Here is a 24,764-nt window from a genome sequence, read left to right on the forward strand (position 1 = left end):
TTTAAAACAATTCTCCTTGGTTGGTAGGTTTTGATATTTTTAAATGCTTGTAGGCCAAATCCGTTACCTCTCTACCTCTCGGGGTTCTAATAACAAATCCTTGTTGAATTAAAAAAGGTTCGTAAACCTCTTCAATAGTTTCTCCGTTTTCGCTTACCGCAGTTGCTAGGGTGCTAATTCCTACTGGACCTCCTTTAAATTTTTCTATAATGGTTGTCAGAATTTTGTTATCCATTTCATCCAACCCAAAAGCATCTACATGTAAAGCTTTCAATCCAAATTTGGCAATTTCAATAGTGATGGATCCATTTCCTTTAATTTGTGCAAAATCTCTTACTCTTCTTAGCAAAGCATTGGCTATACGAGGAGTTCCTCTACTTCTACCAGCTATTTCTATGGCAGCTTCCATGCTAATGGGTGTTTTTAGAATATGAGCACTTCTTTGAACTATGGTGCTTAATAGCTCAGTATCGTAATATTGCAAACGACTCGATATACCAAAACGAGCACGCATAGGTGCGGTTAACAATCCAGAGCGGGTGGTTGCTCCAATTAAAGTAAAAGGTTCCAAGTTTATTTGAACCGTTCTAGCGTTGGGGCCAGACTCTATCATAATATCAATCTTAAAATCTTCCATAGCAGAGTACAAATACTCTTCTACGATAGGACTCAATCTATGAATTTCATCAATAAACAACACATCTCTTTCATCCAAACCGGTTAATAGACCTGCCAAATCTCCTGGCTTATCCAATACAGGTCCAGACGTAACTTTTATTCCTGCATTTAGTTCATTGGCCAATATATGAGCCAATGTTGTTTTTCCCAATCCAGGAGGTCCATGAAACAATGTATGGTCTAAAGCTTCTCCTCTCATATTTGCAGCTTCTACAAATATTTTAAGATTTTCTATAGCTTGTTCTTGCCCTGTAAAGTCGTCAAACGAAAGCGGACGTAATTTTTTTTCTACATCTAACTCATCATTTGAAAGATTAGAATTCTCAGGATTTAAATTTTCATTCATACATCAAACGGTTCTATTTACAAATATACACGATAGAGATTAAAAAAAAGCGAAGTAAAACTCCGCTCTTTTTTAATTATTTATTGGGCAATCATAATTGAAAAGTCTATTTAAAGTCGACCCTTAATTTTATTGTGAAAGTGTTTTACAACCATCATCAACAATAGGCAACCTTTTAAAGAAATAACACATAGCCAATGATTATGGCATATTTGAATAACTCTAAAAATAGAACTTGTTGTTTTTCCATCATTCTACCAATAGATACCAAAGTTATTAAGATATACATGGTAATTATTTCTATACCCAACACAGGTATATTCGCAATGTTAGAAGATAAAAAACCTGTAACAAGTATGAGTAAAATAAGTTGCCCTATGATATAGCTTTTCTCTACAAGAGAGTATTCTTTGTATTGATAAGTTCCTTTATCTATATACAATGGTAATTGCTGTAAAGCCCCTTGTGCAGGAACCCAATCTGGTCCTTTATACAAAACTTTAATCTTATCTGAAAACGATGGTAATTGCTTCATCATAAAAATTAAGTTGCTGTAATAATGAAATACCCCCGTGACAAAATCTCTGGAGTTGATATCCCTAGTAATTCCGTAACTCACTGTTTCCTCTTCTCTTTGAAAAGAGCCAAATAATCGATCCCAAATGATTAACACCCCCCCAAAATTTTTATCTAAATATTTTTCATTACTTCCGTGATGCACTCTGTGATGAGATGGTGTTACCATAAACTCTTCTAAAATTCCAAGTTTAGGAATCAATGGAGAATGCAACAAGAATTGATACAACCCAATAACCAAATGTGTTCCTAGAACAACTTTTGCAGAAAAGCCAATGATGGGCATTAACGACCAAAATGCAATGCGGACAAATACTTGAAAAGGAGTTAAATTTAAGGCTACAGAGTAGTTATAGTCTTCGCTCTGATGATGGATGATGTGAGCTCCCCAAAATAAATTTATTTTATGCCCAGATCTATGATAAAAATACCAAATAAAGTCGGAAACAAATACAGCAAAGACAAACCAAGCGGTCGTTTCAGGTATGTCGATGATAGCAAAATTTTGATGTAGATAATGGTAGTAAAAAAAGATTAGAGGAATCATAAATAAACCTGCAACCCTGTCAAATATTCCCATGGAGAAATTGGCAATCGTATTTTCAAATCTAAAAATTCTTTTCCCTTTACTTCTAGCAACTAAGTACTCTATACCTACTACAAACAACACAATGGCAATCGCTATAAACAAACTTGCATTGTCATTTTTAGGCATCATAGAAATTTCTTCTTTCATGATTCTAGTTTTTAACAAAACTATAAAAACACAACTAAATAAATAACAAAACACAAGAAACCTGCATAACTTTTCATAAAATTTAGAGGATGCAAAATTACCCTAGAAAATCTTATACCTAAGACTGACTTGCATCAGATAAGTTACACTAGCGATAAAAAGTAAACAAGGCTTTCAAAACCTATCAGATATCGATAATTAATCATCCACCGATATGCACTCCTAAAAATAAAAAAGTCCTCCTTTTTTCACTCCTTCAAATAGCCACATTGAGGCAATTTTAAGGCATTCAATAAATAATAAAAGATTCTGTAAAAAAATAAAGTAGCTATAAGCCCAGTAAAATAAGGGTATAAAAAAAGCACCAACTTATGTTGATGCTTTTTGGCTCCCCCTCTAGGACTCACCACTTTTATTTTAAACAACTGAAATTATGACTATTATAAGTATTCACAATTTTAGTCACTCCTAATTTTACTCCTAAACGTCTAAAATTCTTTTCATTCTTGGTTCTTCCAAATATTCTTTGAAAACCACCCAACTCTTTATTCTGTATTTAAAACTTTTATCAGACCTAATAGATTTTTGAATAAAGCTATACATATCATCTTTTTTATTTAACAATGCATATTTTGCTGCTTTTAAAATATTGTCACATTTAACCCTTTTAAATTTATCTATTACTTTTTGCTCTTTAAATTTGTTCAATTTTTTTTCAGCTAGAAAATAATTGACCAATAAATAACCATCAGTAAAAGCTGAAAGAGTTAATTTTTTACTAGTGAAATTATAAGCTGCCGGATAATCTTTCTTCTTTAATAAAATAAAAGATTTTGCTATTGCATTGTCTTTATTATCCCCTTTTTCAACAATATCTTGCTCTATAGTTTTTAAAGCTTCATCATAATTTTCTGATGCAATATAATAATCAGCTTTTAAATAATTATCCCAAAGACTCTTATTCATTATTAATTTTGCTTTGTCCAAATCATCATTTAAAAGATAATTTTTAAATAGAGTCTTTTCCTGTAGTTGATCTCTATTTTCAATTTTTTCCAAACACTTAATTGCTTCAACCACATCTCCCCGTTTTTCTAATAAATATTCTGCTTTCAACTCATAGTAGTCATTATCCAAGATATAATTTTCCTCTATAAAATTGAGTCTTTTAAATAGATTATCTATATCATTTATCTCTGCCAAATAGTGTAAATAATTAAACTCATTATATTTTTTATAATTATCATCTTTAGAATTGATTATTGATTTTTCTAGATAATCTATTATTTCTTGTTTGTCTACATTTTTATCATGCATCAACTTATAACCTATTTTCACTCCTCTGGGGTGTAAATCGTCTTGTTTTTTTATAAATTGATATATACCTTCACGGATATTAACTAATTCCTCCTCTTCTTTAAATTCTGATAAAATATCTATTTTAGTTTGATAAATGGAATTTTCTACTAATGGGTATTTTTCTAAGCTTATCTCTGTTAGCTTTAACAATTCATCTAGCAGAGTTTTTTCTTGTTCATGGGATTCTAAATATTGATTAAATAAAAATTTCACCTTTCTATTATATAATGTATACTCATTAGGATTGTTTTTAATCCCCTTATTTAACCATTCTAATTTTAAATCTTTTTCTTTTTCTAATTCAAATAATTTTAAGTAAAGACTAATTTCATTTTCCTTAAAACCAATTAATTCTTTAATATATATTTTTGCTTCTAAATCTCTATTCAATTTGATTAAAACCCTTACCTTAAAAAATAACAGCTCTACTCTTAATTCAGTTCTACTGTACGGATTTATAGACAATTCAACGTCAACATCTTTCAATGTTTTTTCATAATCTTTAATAAGATAACTTCTATTTATTTTTTTCAGAACAGTCTCTTCTTCTCTATTTAAAGCCTTAATTTTTGAATTTTTGAATTTGAATTTAGACTTGATATAATCGTTTTCATCATCTTCTTTTGAAGTCTCTTTTTCACTCAGAAAGTCAAAAAAACTATTGACAATATCAATATTCTTAGCTTTTTTTAGTCTTTGAAAGTCTTTTTTTATAAAATCATTTTTAGTTGTTTTTAAGTATTTATTTGTTATTAAATTATCTATTAACTTGTTTTTTTTCTCATTCAAAAAACTTCCATCAATAGGTAATTCACCATTATTTAACTCTACATTGAGCTCAGACATTAATTCATCAAATCCATCTATCTTAACATAATAAACTCTATCCTTCCACAAAAGTTTCCTTAGATCTTCACTAATTTCAGTATCCTCCCTTAAGCACCAATAAATTCCATATTTAAAATATTCTTCATTTTTTAAAAGATAATTTAATATATCCATAATTGATCTATCATTACCTCCATACCCAACAACTACTAACCCATAATCTTTTGAAAACTCTATAAACTTATTTTTTATATTTTCTTCCAAAGATTCTGTTTCTCTTAGAGTACTTTTAATATCATCAAATAAATAATCACCATGTAACTTTATTACTTTAGGTCTTTTAGAAGTTACTGTTATGCTATTTATAGAAGAATCATGGGCACATACAATTGGTCTTATATTAGAATATTGATAAAAAGACTCATTCAACAAATCGTCAAAATTTGTGGTAAATAAAGTTTTAAAATAACTCTCCTCAACTAGCTTGGTTAAATAAGAGTACCCTATTGAAGGAGTTTTATCTCTAACTTCCTCCTCAACAAACATCCTTCTTTGCCTTGGTAGATCATACTTCCTTTCAAAAAGAGCTGAATAAGGATTTCTTTCATCATACCAAACCTGCTTTTTAAAATACTCATCAATATTTTTTTCATTTGTTGGACACAAATCTTTTCTCCATTTCTCTATTAGCTTGTTTCCAGATTTTATTCCAGAAGTAATTGAGCATCCAGAGCCGATGAACAAACTATAATTAGGATTATCATCTGTCCTTGTTCCAATATATCTTATTAAATCAGCAATGGATCTTTCCTTAGTTACTAGTTCTCTTCTAAGATCTTCATAAGTCATCATATTTTTTTCTTGTAAAATAAATCTTCTCTTTTATGAAATCAAAGTTATATACACATTATATTTTTATTAATATATAAAAAAGCTATATTATATATCTACAGAATTTATCAGTTTATCTAAATACACCAAATATTAGTGTATTTAAATAAATACACATGTATACAATTCATAAATACTATTTATTCTATTAACACAATCCCTCAGCTTCTAAGCTATAGTAAGCTCTTTTACTAATTATCAAATGATCTAGTAACTTAATATCAAATAATTTTGAAGCTTCTGCTAATTTTTCTGTAATATTTATATCTACTTTACTAGGTTTTAAATTTCCACTTGGGTGGTTATGTGCTAATATAATTCCACTTGCATTACTTTTTATAGCAGTAGCCAAAATCAGTTTAATATCAATAGTAGTTCCAGTAGTACTCCCTGTAGATAAGTTTTGAATTCCTAACACTCTATTAGCTCTGTTTAAATAAATTACTTTTGCATGCTCTTGCAATTCTATTGTATTGATATCCCAATGACTAACAAGGCATTTATAAGCATCTTCTTGAGATTTAATATAAACCTCATCAGTAACCTTGTTACTATAAGATAGTTGTATTTCTGATACTTTCATTTTTTAATTTTTGGGTATAAAAAAACCACCTGCTTTGAGGTGGTTTGGTTATTTGGAATTAATAGTTAATTGTTAAGATTTACAATTAAATTTAGAATATTGGAAGAGTCTTTAATTCCTATTCTCATATAATCTGATTCATAAAAAACATGCCCCTTTGCTGAAAAGGCATGTTTAAAATCATTAGTTAAAAATTTTTGTTTTAACACTGAATAAAACTGTTTCTTACTTGGTTTATATACTAGACTAAAAATCTCATCACTTTTACCAACTATTAACATTTCTGAACCAAGACTTCCTTTTTTAAAATAGGTAGTAGTTATGGTATTATATTCTTTATTTTTACTATCAACTACAAAACTCATTGCAATTAATTTTGATTCTATTATTTTAAAATCTTGACTTTCTAGAAATTGAGTCAATTTAGTAACACTTAAAGATTGTCCATATGAACTCAAACAAAGTAAGCAACTAAAGGCTAAAATATATTTTTTCATTTTACTTTAGGTCTAAATATAAAGAAGATAAGCCTCCAAAACAATGTAGCTCCTGCAAACCTCCCAAATAGATAACCTGTTACCTTATATGGGTCTAATTTTCTTCTATAGTAACTAGAATAAGAATTATACAAATCTTCTCTCTCTTCAATTATACCTAGAGCAATAATCATTACTACCAAACCTATAAATAAAGCAACTAACCAGGCATCTCTAGATTTTTTTTTAGCTTCCTTTCTTGAATTACCTAAATTTTGATTTTTGCCAATATATTTAAAAGCTGGATCAGAATACTCAACTACTTCTTTTTTAGTTAAATTTTCTTCTTCAGAAATATATTTGTAAGCTGGATCAGAAGCTACTTTTATTTCTTGATCTGACTTCTCTATTACATCCCCAAAATCTGGTGGTGTAGAAATAAACACATCATCTAATTCAGGTACCTGAGTAATAGGTATCCATTTTTTCAATCCATCAAACCAGACTGAATAGGTATCATCTATATTTAACTTCCTTAGTTGCTTATATGTATAAGGACCTTCTTTCTCTTTCTTATAAATAAAGTATTTTCTACTCATAACTTTTATTTACTTGAATCTGTTTTAAAAAATAGAAATAGAAGCCTAAGAATACCAAATGAACTTAAACCATACAGTATAGATTTTAAATAATAAAAAAATGATATCTCTAGTAAATCCTTATTTTCTTTATAAAGTATAATCCAAGTGCACATTGCTCCACAGAGTATAGAGATTATCCAAGCTTCTAAAGGATGATTAACTCCTGTCTCATCTGCTAAATAGTTTTTTTTGTTTTCCATAATTAAGTTTATTTTTTATATCTGATTGATTTATAGAAATTTTCTTTTTGCTGTAAAGCTTCATGGTTCTCATTTAAAAACCAACATTCAAAATTTATCAACCTGTCTCTAACCAATAAAATTTTTGAATATCTAGTAGACTTTTTACCTGTTAGAGGATTAATAGCTTTGTAATTAAGGTATCTACCATTAAAATGATCTAGTTTATAATTTGAAAATTCTCCTTTACTCTCTGTATAGGCTAATTTTCCTTGTACTGCATTATCTAAAAATGAATTTTCAACTTTAGCAATCTCATTTTTAGACCAATTTTTCTTTGCTTTAGCGTATAAATGATAATTGGGGATTACATTCCTCTGAGTTAGCACAATAAACATACAATTGTCTGTTTTACATACATAACTAGTTTGATTATTATTTACTTGGTATTTAACTTCTAAGGGGAATGTTACAAATATTCCATTTTCTATTTCTTTTTCTACTTGTCCTAAACAAGCACCACTAAAACAAAGTAATAGTAGCAGTAATTTTATTTTTCTCTTCATTTTTATGTTTTAAATCATTTAACTTTATTATCAAAAAATGCCTAAGTAGGCATTTAAGTAAACAAATATAATCTTTTCATTGAATTGCTCTAATAGGCAAGTCATGAATAAAGATGTTTTTCTAAAAAAAATGGGCAATAACATTCAAGAAATCAGAATTTCCAAGGGATATTCTCAGGTAGATTTGGTTGGTAAAGTAGAAGGAAATATTGATACTACTAATATATCTAGAATAGAAACTGGTAGTAGAAATCCTACTGCAACTACTTTATTTAGGATAGCAGATGCTTTAGAAGTTCCTATTGGAGATTTTTTTAAGGATATTAATGTTGAAGATTAATTAATTATTTATAAATAGTAAACTCTAACCCTTCTAAACCAACCACATATTTAAGCTTAATTTGTTTGGTTGTTTCAATAATAAATAAGCTTTCAACAGCAAATACTTCTTGTAAAATCTCATCAGATTTTTTACTTCCAATTCTTTCAATAGGTTTTATAAAACTAAATTCAAACTCTGTCAATTCATCCCAACAGAATATTAAAGTTGCTGAATCCATTTTAAAATCATTTATACTAAAATTTAATTCCTTAGCATATTGATAGGTATCATATTTAGTTTGTATTCTACCATGTAGATACTCCAAATCAAATTCATGAATTTCATATTCATCTCCTATTTTAAAAGGTAAATCCAATTCACAATACTTAAAATAAAGGTTTAGCACTTTTTGTACTAAACCTTTATCCATGTTAAATGGTTTGCTCTTCCAATCTTTCATTTACTGAAAATTGATGATTATCTGATAAAATTGGTTGCATCATATATTCCTGTTTTGGAGCTTCTTCTTTACAATACTCATAAGTATGGGTAAGCATAATAACTTCCCCTGTTTCTTTTACTGTATACTCATAAGGCTCACACTCCTTTTTTTCTATAACTCCTTCTAATTCTTGTCCTAAAAGAGCTTGACAAGTCATTTCATCAAAAGTAGTAGGAATAGTTGTACTCCTTACTGTTGCATACATTTTACCTGTAGTCTTACTTTTAAGTATTTCTACTCCTCCTTGAACTTCTAATACACAAAAGATAGTTTCATCATCTTTTGTAAATTTTCTGTAGTTGATAATTTTTACCATGATTTTTAAGTTTTTAAGTGAATAAATAATTTGACTAGAAAATAAAAGCTACTCTCTTTTTTCTGCTGTCAACTAGAAATTAGAAAAGTTGGTTTTACTACCCAATCAGAAAACTACATGAGCTTCCAGAAATTGGTAAGGGTATTTAGTGTAGCAACTAGATGTATTTTGTGTAATAGATTAGTTACCAAAAGACATTTAAAGTAAAATCTTTAAGGTAGATTCATCTTAACTAGGATAAGTAACTAAAAGTTAACTCAACACAGAAGTTGTTGTATTTGAAAACAGTTGTCTTTAAAATCATTATTATTATCCTAAGATTCTTAATTGTAATATATAGCAAAGGCTGGGGGAAAGAAAAAGAAAATTTACCTGTGGTACTTTTTACAAGGTACCCTATGCACTCACAAAATTTTTTAAAAATTTTATTTTATAAAAAATCCCTACTTCAAACTAAAGAAGTAGGGAATCACTCAACTTAAAAACCAATGGTCACTACCTCCATTGATGCTTTGTATTAGTGAATTTATAAATTCTGATATATTAGAATGTCTTGCTAAGTAAGTATCAATATAGGAGCTTTTATTAGCTTCTGTACATAAATTGTATAGCTTCCAAAAATTAATACTTCCATCAAATTCTCTAGCAAAATTTTCATCTTGATAATAATTTTTAACTATGGTAGATAAATGGGATTCTGTTAATTCTAGTTTAAATAAATGTTTCTTATCCCCATTGGGTAAAAACTGGTACATTTTTATTCTTCCAACCAGTTTAGTGAATTCAGCTTCTGTTAAACTATATCCCACATACTGCTGTAGGGTTTCTATTTGCTGTTGAGGATTAAAACTTAACAACAAATTTGTAACTGACTGCTTTAATTCATAGATACTAGATACTTTAACCTCTTCTAAACATCCATCTGTAGAAACACAAAGATTACAACAGACTTTATTTTGAAAACCAACAAAAATTTTGAATTTTTCACTAGACTTCTTGGAGTACAAGTTTTCCTTATTGTAAGCCCTTACTCCTCCAATACTCAGGGCTAGTTCATTTCCTGCTACAGTAAAAGTTATATCAGGTAATTTTATAATGAAAGCCATTCTTTCAAAGTACATAGTCTTTTCATTATCTAGTAGCTCTTTTACAGACTTATGAATAGCTTCTGGAGCTCTACCCTTAATTTGGTGAGATACTCTTATTTCAGGAGCTAATATCTTCTGATTAGGAAAAACTTCTGAGATAGCAGTAAGCACAGTTTGTATAAATTCATGATGAGAAATAGTCCTTTCATTATCTTTACTAAAAACAGGTATTATACAGTTTTCTTTTAAATCTGTTATTGTGATACTAGTGGTGTTAGATTCTATAAATGGAGATTCTTCTTGCTTAGCTTCTTTATGCTCTTTTCTTAAATATGTATTATTTTGTTGCGCTATGACTTCCATAATTACTTGATTTTGGTAATATTATTTTTTCTTGTTCTTTATTGTAGATTAAATCCTTTTGCTTCATAAAATCATATTCTAAAAGCTCCCTCCAATTACTATATTGAGTATATAATTTTCTTAGATTTTCTATATCTCTACATTGTTTAATTTTTTCTCTAGCCTGAGCTAGATTGGTACCACTGTTACACCATTTCAATATCTCTTGACCTGTTTTTACAGAAATTTTAAAAGCTGATTTATCCATAAATAAACCTGTTCTATCCTTGGAACTAGTAACCATGTGTTTTACATCTAAATCTAAAACCAATGTAAACTCATAATCCATTCCCTCTCTTTGAACTGCTTTTAAACCTACTTTCTCTGGAACATATTTTCCATCTTTTTGATTTAATACATAATCTTGTTTAGTTCTCATGGTAGCTATTATATGTGCTTCACATTGTAATATTTTATTGATTAGTTTTTTATGCCTAGGGGTTATTTTAGCCCAATTAGTAAAGCTATTTCCAGACAAAGAACTATGGTAATCCAATAAAAAGTCCCAACTATGAGATAAACTATCTATGATAATTACTTCCATAGAGGCATTTTCACAAATCTGAATAGCTTTCATATATTCTTCTGGAGAAAAATTAGTTAAGCTAACTACATTATAAGAACCTAGATGAGCATACAAATCTGCTGAACCATTTTCTGTATCTATGATAGCTACTTTAGATAAATCTCCACCAACTAACCCTTCTGCTAACAGCAAACTTGAATAAGTTTTTCCTGCTCCACTTGGAGCTTGTAATGCCATCTTAATCTTAGCTCTCTTTCTTTCTGATTTTCTTAATTCCATAATTTAAATATTTAATAGTTTTACTAGTTCTGCTAAATGATAAAAGCACCTTACTGTAAATAGTAAAGTGCTTTTATTTTATGCCTAATTCAAAAAAAGGCTATTAGCTATAATTTTATATCAGTGATTGAATCTTAAAAATTAAACCCTTAACTTTGTGTAACTTACAGACAAAAAGTCAAGTTCTTTGCAGACTTCCTCATCCAGAGTTCTTGTGTTGTAAAAATCATAAGATTTTGAAAGGGGAAGTGGATTTGTAAAGGAGAGGGGAAAACTTTTATTTAATTTTCCAAAATGTTTTTTGTGTTTTACTAAAAACAAAAAGTGTCCACTTTTGTGTTTAGTCTATATATAGTAAATACAAAAGTGGACACTTTTTAAAAATTTATATTTCTAATGTGAAATTTGATTGTATTTCAAATTTACCATCTGTAGTGTCAATTACTACTCCATTATCCATAGAATAACTGATTACTTTATTAGAATTAGATAAATCTATTTTTCTAATATTCTTTTTGATTCTAGGTCTAGGATTACCTGTAGGCAATCTATCTGGTTCAAATTCAAAGAAATCCTCTGTTATAAATTTATATATAGCTTCTTTCTTTTTAGTTAAACTATTAGTATTTAATCTAGCTTTTAAATGAAAGATATTGTTTTTTAAATACTCATTATACTCTATTAAAGCAATTAATTCATCTATTAAAACTACATCTTCACCTGAAAAGAAATCCCTTGGTGGTTTACTAAATAAGTAAGCATAACTTGTTTGTGAAGTTTCATAATGAAGTACACTATCCTCTATTTTATTTATTAAAACTTTTAGTATCTCAAAAAATCTAACAATTTTAGCATCAGTGAATTCATTAAGTGCCCCATCTTTTAATCCATTAGATAAATAGAATTGTCTTGAAATATCAGCATCTTGAAATATTTGATTTGTATTATTTTCTAAATGTTCTAATCCATAAAATACTTCTATACAAAATCCTAAAATCTGCTTTTCAAAATTCCTATTCTTCCACTCATTAATGGTCTTCCAGCTAACTACACTAGAACTATTAACATGTTTAATTTTAATAGTGTAATTATCAAATAAAAACCTCCTAGTCTTATCTAAAAACCTACCAAAGCTATCATATTCAGAAGTGTTAAAATAGTCAATTCCATGGATTGACTTGTAATACTCAGCTAATTTTTGTCTTATATTTTCAGGTTCAAAAAACAATACATCTGCTGCATTTAATTCTACTAGTCTACAATTAATAAATTGATTGGTAATGGCACTGTAAGTTACATAAGCACTTAAGTCTGCTCCAAATAGTAAATATTGATTAGCTAAAAACTTTTCACCATCACTAAATATAAATTCTTTTAATGTTGGATAATTTATAGCCACTAATCCATTTCTAGTTGATTTACCAACTTCTTCTACTTGGTCTTTTACATTAGGATATAACTCCTCATTATAAAAATTAGATAATAACTTATATTGTGATTTTATTGGATAAAACCTCACTTCCTCCTCATCTTCTTTTGGATTCTTAATCTTAACCTCATCATAGAATTTAGCAAACAGTTCTTTTTGAATAGTACTCATTGAACTATACTCTAAAGAACTATAATTAAATTGATTAGGTGTAGGCATTACAATATGTATCTCTCCTTGTACTCTTTGCCTAGCTAAAGATTGGATAATATCATTCATTCCTTTAGAAAAAATACCATATAAATTTTTAAAGGGTAGTCTTGTTGATCTAGGTGGAAATATAATTACAAATGCATGATTCTCTTTTTTAATACTTACACCTGTTTTAAAATTTGTACCTATATTACACTGATACCCTTTTGATATATCATCTTTATCCATATAGTTGGAAAACTGATTTTTAGGCTCCTCATTTCCCATTCTATTGTTAGATACATTCTCTGAAACACATAGTTTTATATCTCCATACTTTTGATGTAGTAGTTTTCCTATTTCAGATTTCTTATCCTTAATAGAATTAGCTAAAGTTTTAGAATGACATAGAATATCTATATTCTTATTTCTAGTAACTAAACTTTTAATCAGCTTAACTATTTCAGGTGTATTTTCCTTGAAATAGTAAGAATTAGAATAATGAAGATGGAGTTTACTTTGCTTTTCAGGAAATCTAGTTCTTTTAGATTCTAAAATTCTAATCTTAAAATCTGTTAATTCTGCTAAGAATTCTATTACTATTTTAGAAGCTTCATTAAAAGTGGCACTTATCACATAATTCTTTAGTAACAAATGCTTCCATTTCCATAGATTGAAAATGAATTTATTTTCAAAATTATGGTAAGCATCATGTATTTCATCAAAGATAAATACCACTTTTAAATCATTGTCTTCACTATATTTTATAAGATTATTAATATAATCCATTTTAGCTTTAGAACTCTTAAAACTATCAACTCCATGATTTCCCAATAAAGTATTTGCTGTGACTACTTGAATAGGTTTATCTACATATTCAGCTTCTGGATTTCTTCCTAGTTCTCCATAATTAAAAACATCTTCTTTAGGAATATTGGCATCTTTTTGTATATCATCTACATACTGCTTTACCAAACTAACAAATGGAGAAGCTACAAATATTAAATACTTGTCTTCTCCATTTTGCATCTTATCATAGTACCTCTTTACTGTCTGTATAATTCCATAAGATTTACCTTGTCCAACTGCTGCATTAATTACAGTAGTATCTTTTTCATTTAGTAAAATATTGGATTGCAAAGCATCATTAATATAACCTTGTTCATTAGGTTCTATAATAATCTTTCCTTCTGTTGTAAATGGGTCTTGAAAATCATTAGAATTTACCTCTTTAAATTCTATTGGACAATTTTCAAATACTGATAATTGGGATATATCAATCTCTGGCATTAATTCTATTTTTTAGAATCAGAAATTTAATTTATTTATCCATTTACTCAAATCTATTTTAGCATAATGTTTTTGGGTTATATCAATTCTACTATGACCTAGCATAGCTGACACTATTTCCATAGGAACATTATTAGCTAATAAAACTGTAGTAGCAAAAGTTTTTCTTGCTGTATGATGTGATAAATTCTTTGTAATTCCAACTATATCTCCTATTTCCTTTATATAAGAATTAAATTTTTGATTAGTCATTTTAGGAAATACATACTCTTCACCATCATAAAAATCAATAATAGCTTTTGCTTTTTTTAAAATAGGTACAAATAATTCTTTATTAGTTTTACCTCTAATCAGTCTAATCCAATAAGTTCCATTCTCACAAACAATATTACATGTTTTTAATTCTGACATTTCTTTAAATGCTAATCCTGAATAACAGCAAAAAATAAACATAGATTTGATATGTTCTAACCTTAGCTGCTTAAAATGATATTTTTCAATTCTAGATAATTCTTCAGCTGTTAAATAAACTATTTGAGTATCTACTTTTAATGGTTTATAAAGTAGAAATGGATCATTTTTAATAAATTCTTCTGCAATAGCTAACTTTATTATTTTCCTAAATCTTTGTATTGTTTTATTAACTGTAATGGGTTTTTGGTTTACTTCAGAAGTTAAATAATATTCTAAATCATTAATAAATTTCATTTTTACACTTCTTAATAGCATAGTCCTCTTTTTATATACAGCCCTTATAAAATTAGAAATATGATTTTCTGTCTCTTTAAACTTGTTATAAGTACTTTTAGAATAAGATTTACCTACTAACTTTAGCATTCTTTCATTATGCAGTTTAAATACATCTGAAATGGTTTTATCTGATTTAATATGATCTCCTTTATACTGTAGATAAATATCATCTACATCAAAAGACTTTTTATTCACTTCTAGAAATAAAAAAGCCTGATCAATTTTATTTTTAATCAGGCTTAGTTTTGTATTATTCTCTTTGTCCTTATAGCAAACTTGTTTCTTACTATTCCACATTTCAGGAGGTATAAATATTCCAATACTGAATTCTTTTCTACCTCCTAAATATGTAATTCTACAGTACATAGGACATTTTCCTGCTTTATTTTTCTTTGTCTTTTTTAAGAAGAAAAGTATAATTATGTTATTCATTATCAATTATTTATGTTTATAAAATAGGACACCTAATTTTAAAAAAGGGACACCTGAGAAATTTACTTAAAAAGTTAAGTACACTCTTAAAAAGATTCTTTAAGCTTTTTAAAATTATTGTTATTATAGTTTAATGTTCTTTGATTTAAATGAGAGTGGAACTCATTTAACTATAGGGACACCTAAAAAATAAAAAAGTCCTCCTTTTTTTACTCCTCCAAATAGCCATATTTAGGCAATTTTAAGGCATTCAATAAATAATAAAAGATTTTGTAAAAAAATAAAGTAGCTATAAGCCCAGTAAAATAAGGGTATAAAAAAAGCACCAACTTATGTTGATGCTTTTTGGCTCCCCCTCTAGGACTCGAACCTAGGACCCTCTGATTAACAGTCAGATGCTCTAACCAACTGAGCTAAGGAGGAATTTCCATATAGGAAAAATAAACCTTAACGCTTACTAAGAAATTCTAAACTAAATTAGTGTTGCTTGCTCCCCCTCTAGGACTCGAACCTAGGACCCTCTGATTAACAGTCAGATGCTCTAACCAACTGAGCTAAGGAGGAATTTGCTTGTAACGCAACATTTCCGTTTTGCGGTTGCAAATATAACTTTTTTTACAATTGCTACAACAGAAAATTATCTTTTTTATTTATTTTTCTACACATAAAACATGAATATCCTGATAAACAAAAAAATAAATTTTTAACCAATCTATTTCTAAAATTGCCCTCATCTCAGGTCTTATTAAAAATTGTAAGATAGTACATGAACTACGGAGATGACCACTAAGAATATTTAAATTGGTAATACCATACACTAGTAAAGACTGTGATGAAAAATAAAAAGGTCTTAACTAAATTTAGTTAAGACCTTTGAGCTCCCCCTCTAGGACTCGAACCTAGGACCCTCTGATTAACAGTCAGATGCTCTAACCAACTGAGCTAAGGAGGAAGTTGCGTATAGCAAACATTTTTGCGGTGGCAAATATAGCTCTTTTTCTCAATGCAAAACAACTTTTTTCAAAAAAAACAAAAAAAATCAATCTGTTATAATTTTCATCATTTAAGAGAATAAGAGAGACTGGATATGCGTTGTGTACCACAAATAAATTATTTTTGTTGATTCGACAACGAACAAAAAACATAAAGACAACATATTAACATGGATAAATTTTCTTTCCTTAATGCTGCTCATGCTGGTTTTATTGCTGATTTATACGAGCAATACCAAACAAACCCAGATAGCGTTGAGCCTAGTTGGAAAAGTTTTTTTCAAGGATATGATTTGGCTAACGAATCATACCAAGATGAAAGCAAGGTAGAAGTACCAGAAGAAGTTACAAAAGAATTTCAGGTTTTAGACTTAATTAATGGGTATAGAACTAGAGGTCACTTATTTACAAAAACAAACCCTGTTAGAGAGCGTAGGTCTTACGAACCTAATCTCGAAATAAATAATTTTGGTTTATCTCAAACAGACTTAAAAGCTGTTTTTAACGCAGGTAGCGTTATTGGTATTGGGGCTGCTACTTTAGAAAAAATTGTAGATAGATTAAAGCAAATTTACTGTGATTCTATTGGTGTCGAATATATGTATATTCGTGAACCTGAAGAAATTAAATGGTGGCAAGACAGATTAAACAAAAACGGTAATCACGCTACTTTTAATACCGAACAAAAAAAATACATCTTAAAAAAACTAACACAAGCTGTTGGTTTTGAAAACTTTTTACAAACCAAATACGTGGGTCAAAAGCGTTTTTCTGTAGAAGGTGGAGAAACCGTTGTACCTGCTTTGGCTACGGCTATGAAAAGTGCTACGGAAAAATATGGCGTTAAAGAGTGTGTATTAGGAATGGCTCACCGTGGTCGTCTAAATACGCTTACCAATATCTTTAAAAAACCTGTAAGAGATTTGTTTTCTGAATTTGAAGGAAAAGACTTTGAAGAAGAAAATTTAGATGGTGATGTTAAATATCACATGGGACTTACTCGTAGTAAGACCTACCAAGGGGGGAAAGAAATTAGAATGAATCTTTTACCTAACCCATCTCACTTAGAAACTGTAGGACCTGTTGCACAAGGAGTTGCAAGAGCCAAAATTGACAATTTATACGATGGAAAAGAAGAAGCTATATTGCCTATCATCATTCACGGTGATGCAGCAGTTGCAGGTCAAGGTGTTGTGTACGAGGTTATTCAAATGAGTAAACTAAACGGTTACAAAACTGGAGGTACGCTACATTTGGTTATCAATAACCAGGTAGGTTTTACCACCAACTACTTAGATGCTCGTTCTAGTACTTATTGTACAGATGTTGCAAAAGTAACCTTATCTCCGGTATTACACGTAAATGCAGATGATGTGGAGGCTGTTTGTCACGCTATTGAACTAGCTTTGGAATTTAGAATGAAATTCAAACGCGATATTTTTATCGATTTACTAGGATACCGTAAGTATGGTCATAACGAAGGTGATGAACCAAGATTTACGCAACCTCAACTTTATAAAAACATCTCTAAACATCAAAACCCTAGAGATATTTATATTGATAAATTGATCAAAGAAAATAGCATCGATTTAGATTATGCTAAGCAATTACAGACCGACTATAAAAACTTGTTAGAAGACAAATTCCAACAAGCTAAAAGTGATGAGACTTCTAGAGTTATCCCTTTTATGAAAGAAACTTGGGAAGGTTTTGTAAGAGAAGGTTTGGAAGAAATGTTAGCTCCTATAGACACAACATATCCCCAAAACAAACTAGAAGATATTACCAAAGTAGTCTCTCAAAATCCAGAAGGAGTAAAATTTGTACGTAAAGCACAACGTATTATAGAAGGACGTGCTAAAATGGTTTTTGAAGATAACAAATTAGATTGGGGTCTTGCAGAAACACTAGCTTACGGATCTTTGTTAGAAGAAGGATACAATGTTCGTATTTCTGGACAGGATGTAGAACGTGGTACTTTTAGTCACAGACACGCAATTTTAAGAGATGAAATTTCTGAAGAGCGTATCAACTTGCTTAACACCAATAAGAATAGCAAAGGGAAGATGACCATTTACAACTCTTTATTGTCAGAATACGGAGTTTTAGGATTTGATTATGGATATGCAATGGCACATCCTAATACCCTAACTATTTGGGAGGCACAATTTGGAGATTTTGGAAACGGAGCTCAAATTATGTTCGATCAATATATTTGTGCTGCTGAGGATAAGTGGAAGTTACAAAACGGAATTGTAATGTTACTACCTCACGGATACGAAGGACAAGGTTCTGAACACTCCTCCGCAAGAATAGAAAGATATTTGCAGTTATGTGATTATGATAACATGACGATTGCCAACTGTACCGAGCCTGCAAATATGTATCATTTGTTACGTCGTCACATGAAGCGTAACCACCGTAAACCATTAATTGTGTTTACGCCAAAGAGTTTGCTACGTCATCCAAAAGCAGTAAACACTATTGAACAACTGGCAGAAGGATCTTTCCAAGAAGTGATAGACGACTCTACAATTAACAAGTCAGATGTAAAAAAATTAGTATTCTGTACAGGTAAGTTTTACTACGATTTACTAGAAGAGAGAGAAAAGCTAGATAATAAATCTATCGCCTTGGTGCGTGTAGAGCAATTATTCCCTCTACACAAAGAAAAAATTCAAGCGATTATAGACAGCTACCCTAGCGACATAGAATATGTATGGGCACAAGAAGAACCAGAAAATATGGGAGCGTGGCCATATATGTTGCAACGTTTTGAATTGGTTCCGTTAACAGGAGCTTCATTAAGATTCTTCTCTGTTCCTGCAGCAGGATCTAGCGCAAGATTTAAGAAAAGACACCAAGCAGTGATTGATAAAGTATTTCAATCATAACAATAAAAAAGAACACACTAAATAAACAAATAACATAATAAAATATTATCATGGTTTTAGAAATGAAAGTCCCTTCTCCAGGGGAATCAATCACAGAAGTAGAAATCGCAACTTGGTTAGTTGAGGATGGTGATTATGTAGAAAAAGACCAACCCATTGCAGAAGTAGATTCTGATAAAGCAACTTTGGAATTACCTGCAGAAGAAAGCGGAATTATTACGCTAAAAGCAGAAGAAGGAGATGCTGTAGAAGTAGGTGCTGTCGTTTGTTTGATTGATATGGATGCTGCAAAACCTGACGGTAGTGCTGCTCCAGAAAAAAAGGAAGAAGCTGAAGCTCCACAACAAAAAGAACAAGAAGCACAACCAGAAGCTGCTAGAGCAGATGCACCTTCTAACGACGAAAAAACATACGCAAGCGGAACTGCTTCTCCAGCAGCCAAAAAAATACTAGAAGAAAAAGGAATTAATGCTGGTGCTGTTCAAGGAACCGGTAAAGATGGTAGAATTACCAAAGAAGATGCTGTAAACGCTACCCCCGCTATGGGTTCTACCACAGGTAGTCGTGCCTCTGAAAAGAAAAAAATGTCTATGCTACGTAGAAAAGTAGCACAGCGTTTGGTTTCTGTTAAAAACGAAACTGCTATGTTAACTACTTTTAACGAAGTAAACATGCAACCAGTTTTTGATTTACGTGCACAATACAAAGAAGAATTTAAAGCCAAGCACGGAGTTGGCTTAGGATTTATGTCTTTCTTTACATTAGCCGTTACCAGAGCTTTAGAATTGTATCCAGACGTAAACTCTATGATCGATGGAGATTACCAAATTAAAAACGAATTTGCAGATATCTCTATCGCTGTATCAGGTCCTAAAGGATTAATGGTACCCGTGATTAGAAACGCAGAAAACTTATCGTTTAGAGGTGTAGAAGCAGAAGTTAAACGTTTGGCTTTAAGAGCTCGTGACGGACAAATTACTGTAGATGAAATGACTGGAGGTACTTTTACCATCACCAACGGAGGTGTATTTGGTTCTATGTTATCCACCCCAATCATCAACCCTCCACAATCTGCCATTTTAGGAATGCACAACATTGTAGAACGTCCTATGGCTGTGAACGGTCAAGTGGTTATTCAACCAATTATGTACGTTGCCCTGTCTTACGATCATAGAATTGTAGACGGGCGTGAGTCTGTAGGTTTCTTAGTAGCAATTAAAGAAGCTATTGAAAACCCAATTGAATTGTTAATGAACAACAATCCTAAAAAGGCTTTAGAACTTTAACATAAGTCTTAACGTTTATTCTATTACGAAATGTAAAAAGAAGCAATTTTAAATCTTAAAAAAGGATGATTACTATTTAGCAATCATCCTTTTTACTTTTGTGCCCAATTCATCTATCACTTCAAAATGAAAAAATACTTTTTGTGTTTGGAACGTCATGCTGAACTTGTTTCAGCATCTCATCCCAATAACTATACGTCAAGCAAAGTGCAATCCTGTAACAAGTTCAAGGTAACAATTAACTAAATCATAGTCTGAAAAATAATGTCATGTATCTAAGTTGGGCATGCCCCTCCCTTCACTTGGGTCGTGCTTTCACTACTCGCTTTTTGTTTAGTGTTCTCCACTCCGCTCAAACACCAAACAAAAGAGCTCAAACATACCGTTCAATCACTCATGCAAAATTGCCACGTTTATACTACAAAAATATCCACCTCTTTGAAAGTATAACTCTGTAATATAAATCCTGTTGTTCACTCCCACTAAAATCAATCTTTCTCATTTAAGCAACAACTGCTTACTCAAAAGTAATTTTTTGTTTTAACGCTCTAATTTCCTGCTCATTCATCAACATCTTATAATATTTACCTTGATTATAATAAGTCGCTTGATTTTTATAATACGGGCTTAAAAAATGACCTGATTGCCCAGTAGGTAAAACCGCTACAGAGTTTTCTACATCCGAAAAATCTATCAATCTTCTAGTAGATGGTCCCGCATCAGCTTTATAAACACCGTTGTCGTTATGAGGAAACATAATATTATTGATGGTTTCTCTACCCCCAGCCACAGGAGTCTCTTGCACATTCAATATTGTTTTTAGCACCCCTACTTTTGCCAAAGCATGAGCATGACTTATAGTATGTACTCTCTTCCATTGCCACTCTTCTATCTCATCACCCAGCTGTATTCTTAGCTCTTTAACTGACTGTTTAAAAGAATTTGTAACGATATATGTAAACCTTTCTTTTTTATTAGTATTTACATCATCCCACCATACCGAGTGAGTGTTCATTAAAAATCTATTTTCTACTTTTCTCGATAAACTAGTATTTGTAAACTGTTTAAAAAGCTCTTCTCCCAACTCGTCTTTAAACGTATGTTTAAAAACTTTAAACATCCACTTATAATAGATGGTTGGCTCTATATTTTCTAAATAATGATTCCCTTTCCACTTTAACAATCTATCCAAAATATATAGTTCGTAGTCAGACATCTCGTCTATATCTATCCCTTTTACCAAGTTTTTAACATTAGTCACTAAAGTTTCACTAGTATGGCTAGTTGCTATATTTTTTGCATCTCCAAAGGATAACCTATCTTTATTCAGTATTCTTTTCTCAATAGCTTTTTCTCTATTCTTGGGCAAGTAATACCCTTGATATAAGACTCCGTTTACAGCAGGAACTTGCGCGTTGGCTGTTACCACATACCCATGATCAGGATTTACGGTTTTAGGATTCTGTTGAAACGAAACCCACTCCTTTTCTGTGTGTAAAGAATCTAATCCATTTAGTATAAATTTGGTATTTATTTCTTCCTTAAAACTATATAATTGACCCGCAGACCACAACCCTATATTGTCTTCCTTATCACCATAAATAAAATTTAATCCAGGAGCAGATAAATTTTGCAAACTATTCTCAAATTCTTGAATATTACTTACGTGGTTAATGTGGTAAGCTGTCTCTAATACTTTGCTAGGTTTTTCGTTATACACCCACTGAATAGCTATTGGATTCAAAGAATCTAAAGGTTTTAAATGATGATTAAATATAGGTCCTAAAGTTGTTTGCATTATCTCTATTTCTTTAGTATTACCACCTTTAATTTTTATGACTTTTTTTACTTTTTTATAACGATGTTCCCCTGTGCTCGAAATATACTTGTCTTTGTTAGTAGGGTGAGTTTTTAATTGATAGAAATTAATATCATCGTTCTCGAACATGGTAATTCCAAATGCATAATCTCTATTGTGAGCTAATAAAGGAAAAGGCATTAAACCCAAATAAAACCCATAATTTTCGTAGGTAGGAGTTTTTATATGTGCTTGATACCACACGCAAGGTTGTGCATAACCTATGTGGGGATCGTTTTCAAAAATAACTTTGCCTGTAGTTGTCTTTTTGGGAGCTAATGCAAAACCATTGCTTCCGATAAACTGAGGAAATGGCAACTTTTTCAACAACTTGTCTACGTTGGTTTGCGCTGTGAGATTAGATTCTCCACCGTTCTTCGGTTCTAAGGTATTTTCAGAAAGCACTCCTAAATCTTCCAAATAAGCATTACCGTAATTCTCTTTGATATAACTTAGTAACGGATCTGTTTTGAAGGCATGTGCAAAGCTAAAAGCCATGTAAGCCGATACGTAAAAAGTATCTTCCATTGAGTAATATTCCTTATCAATTCCTAATAAGGTAAATTCTAAAGGAGTTTTACCTTCGTTAATATACTTATTAACTCCTTTTAGGTAAGCCTCTGCCATTTGTTTGACTTGGGGACTGTTTTCAAGATTTTTCACTTGCTTATGTACCGTTTTATCAATTCCCAAACTAGAGAAGAACACATCTACATCAACCAAATCTTCTCCTAATATCTCTGCCAATCTCCCTGAAGCTATTCTTCGTAATAACTCCATTTGCCATAAGCGTTCTTTAGCGTGCAAATACCCCAAAGCTGTGAGTGCCTTGCGTTCTGTGTTTGCAAAAATATGTGGAACCCCAATGCTGTCGTAATACACTTCCACCCCCGAGATTTCCTCAAATTCAACGCTACCAGAATAGCTGGGTTTGTTGTGCTGTAAATACATAAAAACAAATAGCACCCCTAAAACAATTAGCGATGCTATTCCCCATAAAATTCTCTTTAAATTTTTCATCCTTGTAAATTAAAACTAGAGATACAGAATGAAGAGGATAACTAAAGTTCTAAAAAATCTTTTGCTATTCTCTAAATATCAATATTAGAATGATTCTGCAATGTTTAGATACAAACTGTTGGTATCCTCTCCAAATCCCCAATCTAAACGTATATTCAGTCTTTCTTCTCTATCCAGTAAAAAACGAAGTCCTAATCCAAAGTTAGGTTTGATGGTAGATAGTTTAAAGTTGCCTATTTTATCTGCTACGTTACCTGCTCCTACAAAAGCCACCAAACCTAGTCTCCCTTTAATTTGAGTTCTATATTCCATTTGGGCAGCCAATAGGTTACTATCTATATATCTACCTTCGGTGTAACCTCTTAAAATATCTGAACCTCCTAACAATGCCAATTCTGATAATGGCACATCGTTATGAGTAGCCCTACCAATAGCGTGAAACCCTAATACATCATCTCTGTTTTTAAAGGGTTGTAGGAAATAACGTGCATCAAATCTTGTCAACTGAAAATTCTGACTCGAACCAAATGCCTTGTCATAAAATCCATGAGTTACCTTAATATAAGTACCTTTTCTTGCATTTAAAATATTATCTCTACTATCATACAACACCGCCAATTCTGTACCTACAGAAGTAGAACCTTTGTATCCTAAAGGTTTTAACTGACTTAAGTTTTCGTTAGGGTCAATATCAACATTAAAAATTTTATTTACCCTAACCCCTCCTCCAACAAAAAGATAATCAAAAAACATTTTCTTTAGGAAGACAGGTTCAAAAAGTAACTGGAAAGAATCGTAAATTTCTTCATCTGATTCCAAAGAATTAGGACCGATTCCATAAAAAGCTCTTGGAAAATTCTGAAAAGAAAAGTTCCCCTCTATCACCCATTTTTCTTGCGGAGTGAACAACTCAAATCCAGAAAATAAAATAAACTGATTTTTTAAGGTGTACTGAAGTGTCATAGGCATATTAGACGTTCTAGTTTCTTCTCCAGATCCTTTGAACTTAAATAGATATTTTGCCCCTACTCCAATCCCCAAGCTAGTTTCTGGGGCAAAGCTAATAATTGGAGCTAATATCAACCTAGACTTATAAATCTCAGGATCCTGAGCTGCTCTTTTTTTATTAGGATGCAATACGAAGAATTCTTTGAAATCCTCAAATTTCTTCTCACTTTCTTCGTCTTTCTGTGCTTGTAAAGTATTGCACATCAAAAGAATAGCTGTAAAAGCTACTGTAATTTTTAAATAATATACTTTCATACAATTCTGTAATTTCTACCTATCAAAGGTAACAATCCGTTTATTTAGTTGTAACTCTTTTCAA

19 protein-coding genes and 3 tRNA genes are annotated in these 24,764 nt (G+C 30.7%); 3 read left to right on the plus strand and 19 right to left on the minus strand.

All coding sequences use genetic code 11. From position 1 onward, the window contains the following. Position 1: 1 nt before the first annotated feature. The 8 genes from ruvB to ACXGQW_RS03125 form a co-directional block, all read right to left on the minus strand. Positions 2-1,024: a Holliday junction branch migration DNA helicase RuvB gene (gene ruvB / locus ACXGQW_RS03090; RefSeq protein WP_457823636.1), complete on the minus strand. Its 1,023-nt coding sequence runs from the start codon at positions 1,022-1,024 to the stop codon at positions 2-4. A 175-nt stretch (positions 1,025-1,199) separates the two neighbouring features. Further along, positions 1,200-2,336, minus strand: a complete 1,137-nt coding sequence (locus ACXGQW_RS03095) for a sterol desaturase family protein (RefSeq protein WP_457823637.1) — start codon at positions 2,334-2,336, stop codon at positions 1,200-1,202. Between the two features lie 480 nt (positions 2,337-2,816). After that, positions 2,817-5,375: an SIR2 family protein gene (locus ACXGQW_RS03100; protein ID WP_457823638.1), complete on the minus strand. Its 2,559-nt coding sequence runs from the start codon at positions 5,373-5,375 to the stop codon at positions 2,817-2,819. A gap of 187 nt (positions 5,376-5,562) precedes the next feature. Further along, positions 5,563-5,997: a JAB domain-containing protein gene (locus tag ACXGQW_RS03105; protein WP_457823639.1), complete on the minus strand. Its 435-nt coding sequence runs from the start codon at positions 5,995-5,997 to the stop codon at positions 5,563-5,565. Positions 5,998-6,062: 65 nt separating this feature from the next. Then, on the minus strand, positions 6,063-6,494 hold the full coding sequence (locus ACXGQW_RS03110; protein ID WP_457823640.1) for a hypothetical protein: 432 nt from the start codon (positions 6,492-6,494) through the stop codon (positions 6,063-6,065). Continuing rightward, positions 6,491-7,072 (minus strand): DUF4339 domain-containing protein, encoded by a 582-nt coding sequence (locus ACXGQW_RS03115; protein ID WP_457823641.1) that lies wholly within the window; start codon positions 7,070-7,072, stop codon positions 6,491-6,493. Before ACXGQW_RS03115 ends, ACXGQW_RS03110 begins: the two co-directional genes overlap by 4 nt. Positions 7,073-7,077: 5 nt before the next feature. Continuing rightward, on the minus strand, positions 7,078-7,314 hold the full coding sequence (locus ACXGQW_RS03120; protein ID WP_457823642.1) for a hypothetical protein: 237 nt from the start codon (positions 7,312-7,314) through the stop codon (positions 7,078-7,080). Positions 7,315-7,322: 8 nt separating this feature from the next. Then, complete coding sequence (locus ACXGQW_RS03125) at positions 7,323-7,859, minus strand: hypothetical protein (RefSeq protein WP_457823643.1); 537 nt, start codon at positions 7,857-7,859, stop codon at positions 7,323-7,325. A gap of 130 nt (positions 7,860-7,989) precedes the next feature. Here ACXGQW_RS03125 and ACXGQW_RS03130 point away from each other — a divergent pair, with 130 nt between their 5' ends. Beyond that, positions 7,990-8,199: a helix-turn-helix domain-containing protein gene (locus tag ACXGQW_RS03130; RefSeq protein ID WP_457823644.1), complete on the plus strand. Its 210-nt coding sequence runs from the start codon at positions 7,990-7,992 to the stop codon at positions 8,197-8,199. Positions 8,200-8,203: 4 nt separating this feature from the next. Here ACXGQW_RS03130 and ACXGQW_RS03135 read toward each other — a convergent pair whose 3' ends face one another. The 9 genes from ACXGQW_RS03135 to ACXGQW_RS03175 all read right to left on the minus strand — a co-directional run bounded on the left by ACXGQW_RS03135 (position 8,204) and on the right by ACXGQW_RS03175 (position 16,339). After that, on the minus strand, positions 8,204-8,611 hold the full coding sequence (locus ACXGQW_RS03135) for a hypothetical protein (protein ID WP_457823645.1): 408 nt from the start codon (positions 8,609-8,611) through the stop codon (positions 8,204-8,206). A 1-nt stretch (position 8,612) separates the two neighbouring features. Then, a complete protein-coding gene (locus tag ACXGQW_RS03140; protein WP_457823646.1) occupies positions 8,613-8,999 on the minus strand; it encodes a hypothetical protein in 387 nt (128 codons plus the stop codon). A 473-nt stretch (positions 9,000-9,472) separates the two neighbouring features. After that, entirely contained in the window at positions 9,473-10,450 is a 978-nt protein-coding gene (locus ACXGQW_RS03145) for a DUF3871 family protein (protein ID WP_457823647.1), read from the minus strand. After that, on the minus strand, positions 10,425-11,294 hold the full coding sequence (locus ACXGQW_RS03150; protein WP_457823648.1) for an ATP-binding protein: 870 nt from the start codon (positions 11,292-11,294) through the stop codon (positions 10,425-10,427). The genes ACXGQW_RS03145 and ACXGQW_RS03150 overlap by 26 nt, the downstream gene beginning before the upstream one ends. 385 nt (positions 11,295-11,679) lie before the next feature. Continuing rightward, positions 11,680-14,205: a DEAD/DEAH box helicase family protein gene (locus ACXGQW_RS03155; RefSeq protein WP_457823649.1), complete on the minus strand. Its 2,526-nt coding sequence runs from the start codon at positions 14,203-14,205 to the stop codon at positions 11,680-11,682. A gap of 18 nt (positions 14,206-14,223) precedes the next feature. Then, entirely contained in the window at positions 14,224-15,387 is a 1,164-nt protein-coding gene (locus ACXGQW_RS03160; protein WP_457823650.1) for a tyrosine-type recombinase/integrase, read from the minus strand. 346 nt (positions 15,388-15,733) lie between these two features. After that, positions 15,734-15,810, minus strand: a tRNA-Asn gene (locus ACXGQW_RS03165). Between the two features lie 67 nt (positions 15,811-15,877). Further along, positions 15,878-15,951, minus strand: a tRNA-Asn gene (locus tag ACXGQW_RS03170). A 314-nt stretch (positions 15,952-16,265) separates the two neighbouring features. Further along, positions 16,266-16,339 (minus strand) — tRNA-Asn (locus ACXGQW_RS03175). Positions 16,340-16,549: 210 nt separating this feature from the next. On the opposite strand from ACXGQW_RS03175, the gene ACXGQW_RS03180 reads away from it, so the two are divergent. After that, entirely contained in the window at positions 16,550-19,273 is a 2,724-nt protein-coding gene (locus tag ACXGQW_RS03180) for a 2-oxoglutarate dehydrogenase E1 component (protein ID WP_457823651.1), read from the plus strand. A gap of 50 nt (positions 19,274-19,323) precedes the next feature. Beyond that, entirely contained in the window at positions 19,324-20,559 is a 1,236-nt protein-coding gene (odhB, locus tag ACXGQW_RS03185) for a 2-oxoglutarate dehydrogenase complex dihydrolipoyllysine-residue succinyltransferase (RefSeq protein ID WP_457823652.1), read from the plus strand. A gap of 517 nt (positions 20,560-21,076) precedes the next feature. Here odhB and ACXGQW_RS03190 read toward each other — a convergent pair. Next, positions 21,077-23,437 carry a penicillin acylase family protein gene (locus ACXGQW_RS03190; RefSeq protein ID WP_457823653.1) on the minus strand — a complete coding sequence of 787 codons (2,361 nt, stop codon included), beginning with the start codon at positions 23,435-23,437 and terminating at the stop codon, positions 21,077-21,079. An 84-nt stretch (positions 23,438-23,521) separates the two neighbouring features. Further along, on the minus strand, positions 23,522-24,700 hold the full coding sequence (locus ACXGQW_RS03195; protein WP_457823654.1) for a BamA/TamA family outer membrane protein: 1,179 nt from the start codon (positions 24,698-24,700) through the stop codon (positions 23,522-23,524). Positions 24,701-24,764: the final 64 nt, after the last annotated feature.

This window comes from Wenyingzhuangia sp. IMCC45533, from assembly GCF_054111225.1.

Bases quoted from the DNA above. Each gene is read 5' to 3' on its own strand.
- ruvB (WP_457823636.1), bottom strand. From the start codon at position 1,024: ATGAATGAAAATTTAAATCCTGAGAATTCTAATCTTTCAAATGATGAG.
- ACXGQW_RS03095 (WP_457823637.1), bottom strand. From the start codon at position 2,336: ATGAAAGAAGAAATTTCTATGATGCCTAAAAATGACAATGCAAGTTTG.
- ACXGQW_RS03100 (WP_457823638.1), bottom strand. From the start codon at position 5,375: ATGATGACTTATGAAGATCTTAGAAGAGAACTAGTAACTAAGGAAAGA.
- ACXGQW_RS03105 (WP_457823639.1), bottom strand. From the start codon at position 5,997: ATGAAAGTATCAGAAATACAACTATCTTATAGTAACAAGGTTACTGAT.
- ACXGQW_RS03110 (WP_457823640.1), bottom strand. From the start codon at position 6,494: ATGAAAAAATATATTTTAGCCTTTAGTTGCTTACTTTGTTTGAGTTCA.
- ACXGQW_RS03115 (WP_457823641.1), bottom strand. From the start codon at position 7,072: ATGAGTAGAAAATACTTTATTTATAAGAAAGAGAAAGAAGGTCCTTAT.
- ACXGQW_RS03120 (WP_457823642.1), bottom strand. From the start codon at position 7,314: ATGGAAAACAAAAAAAACTATTTAGCAGATGAGACAGGAGTTAATCAT.
- ACXGQW_RS03125 (WP_457823643.1), bottom strand. From the start codon at position 7,859: ATGAAGAGAAAAATAAAATTACTGCTACTATTACTTTGTTTTAGTGGT.
- ACXGQW_RS03130 (WP_457823644.1), top strand. From the start codon at position 7,990: ATGGGCAATAACATTCAAGAAATCAGAATTTCCAAGGGATATTCTCAG.
- ACXGQW_RS03135 (WP_457823645.1), bottom strand. From the start codon at position 8,611: ATGGATAAAGGTTTAGTACAAAAAGTGCTAAACCTTTATTTTAAGTAT.
- ACXGQW_RS03140 (WP_457823646.1), bottom strand. From the start codon at position 8,999: ATGGTAAAAATTATCAACTACAGAAAATTTACAAAAGATGATGAAACT.
- ACXGQW_RS03145 (WP_457823647.1), bottom strand. From the start codon at position 10,450: ATGGAAGTCATAGCGCAACAAAATAATACATATTTAAGAAAAGAGCAT.
- ACXGQW_RS03150 (WP_457823648.1), bottom strand. From the start codon at position 11,294: ATGGAATTAAGAAAATCAGAAAGAAAGAGAGCTAAGATTAAGATGGCA.
- ACXGQW_RS03155 (WP_457823649.1), bottom strand. From the start codon at position 14,205: ATGCCAGAGATTGATATATCCCAATTATCAGTATTTGAAAATTGTCCA.
- ACXGQW_RS03160 (WP_457823650.1), bottom strand. From the start codon at position 15,387: ATGAATAACATAATTATACTTTTCTTCTTAAAAAAGACAAAGAAAAAT.
- ACXGQW_RS03180 (WP_457823651.1), top strand. From the start codon at position 16,550: ATGGATAAATTTTCTTTCCTTAATGCTGCTCATGCTGGTTTTATTGCT.
- odhB (WP_457823652.1), top strand. From the start codon at position 19,324: ATGGTTTTAGAAATGAAAGTCCCTTCTCCAGGGGAATCAATCACAGAA.
- ACXGQW_RS03190 (WP_457823653.1), bottom strand. From the start codon at position 23,437: ATGAAAAATTTAAAGAGAATTTTATGGGGAATAGCATCGCTAATTGTT.
- ACXGQW_RS03195 (WP_457823654.1), bottom strand. From the start codon at position 24,700: ATGAAAGTATATTATTTAAAAATTACAGTAGCTTTTACAGCTATTCTT.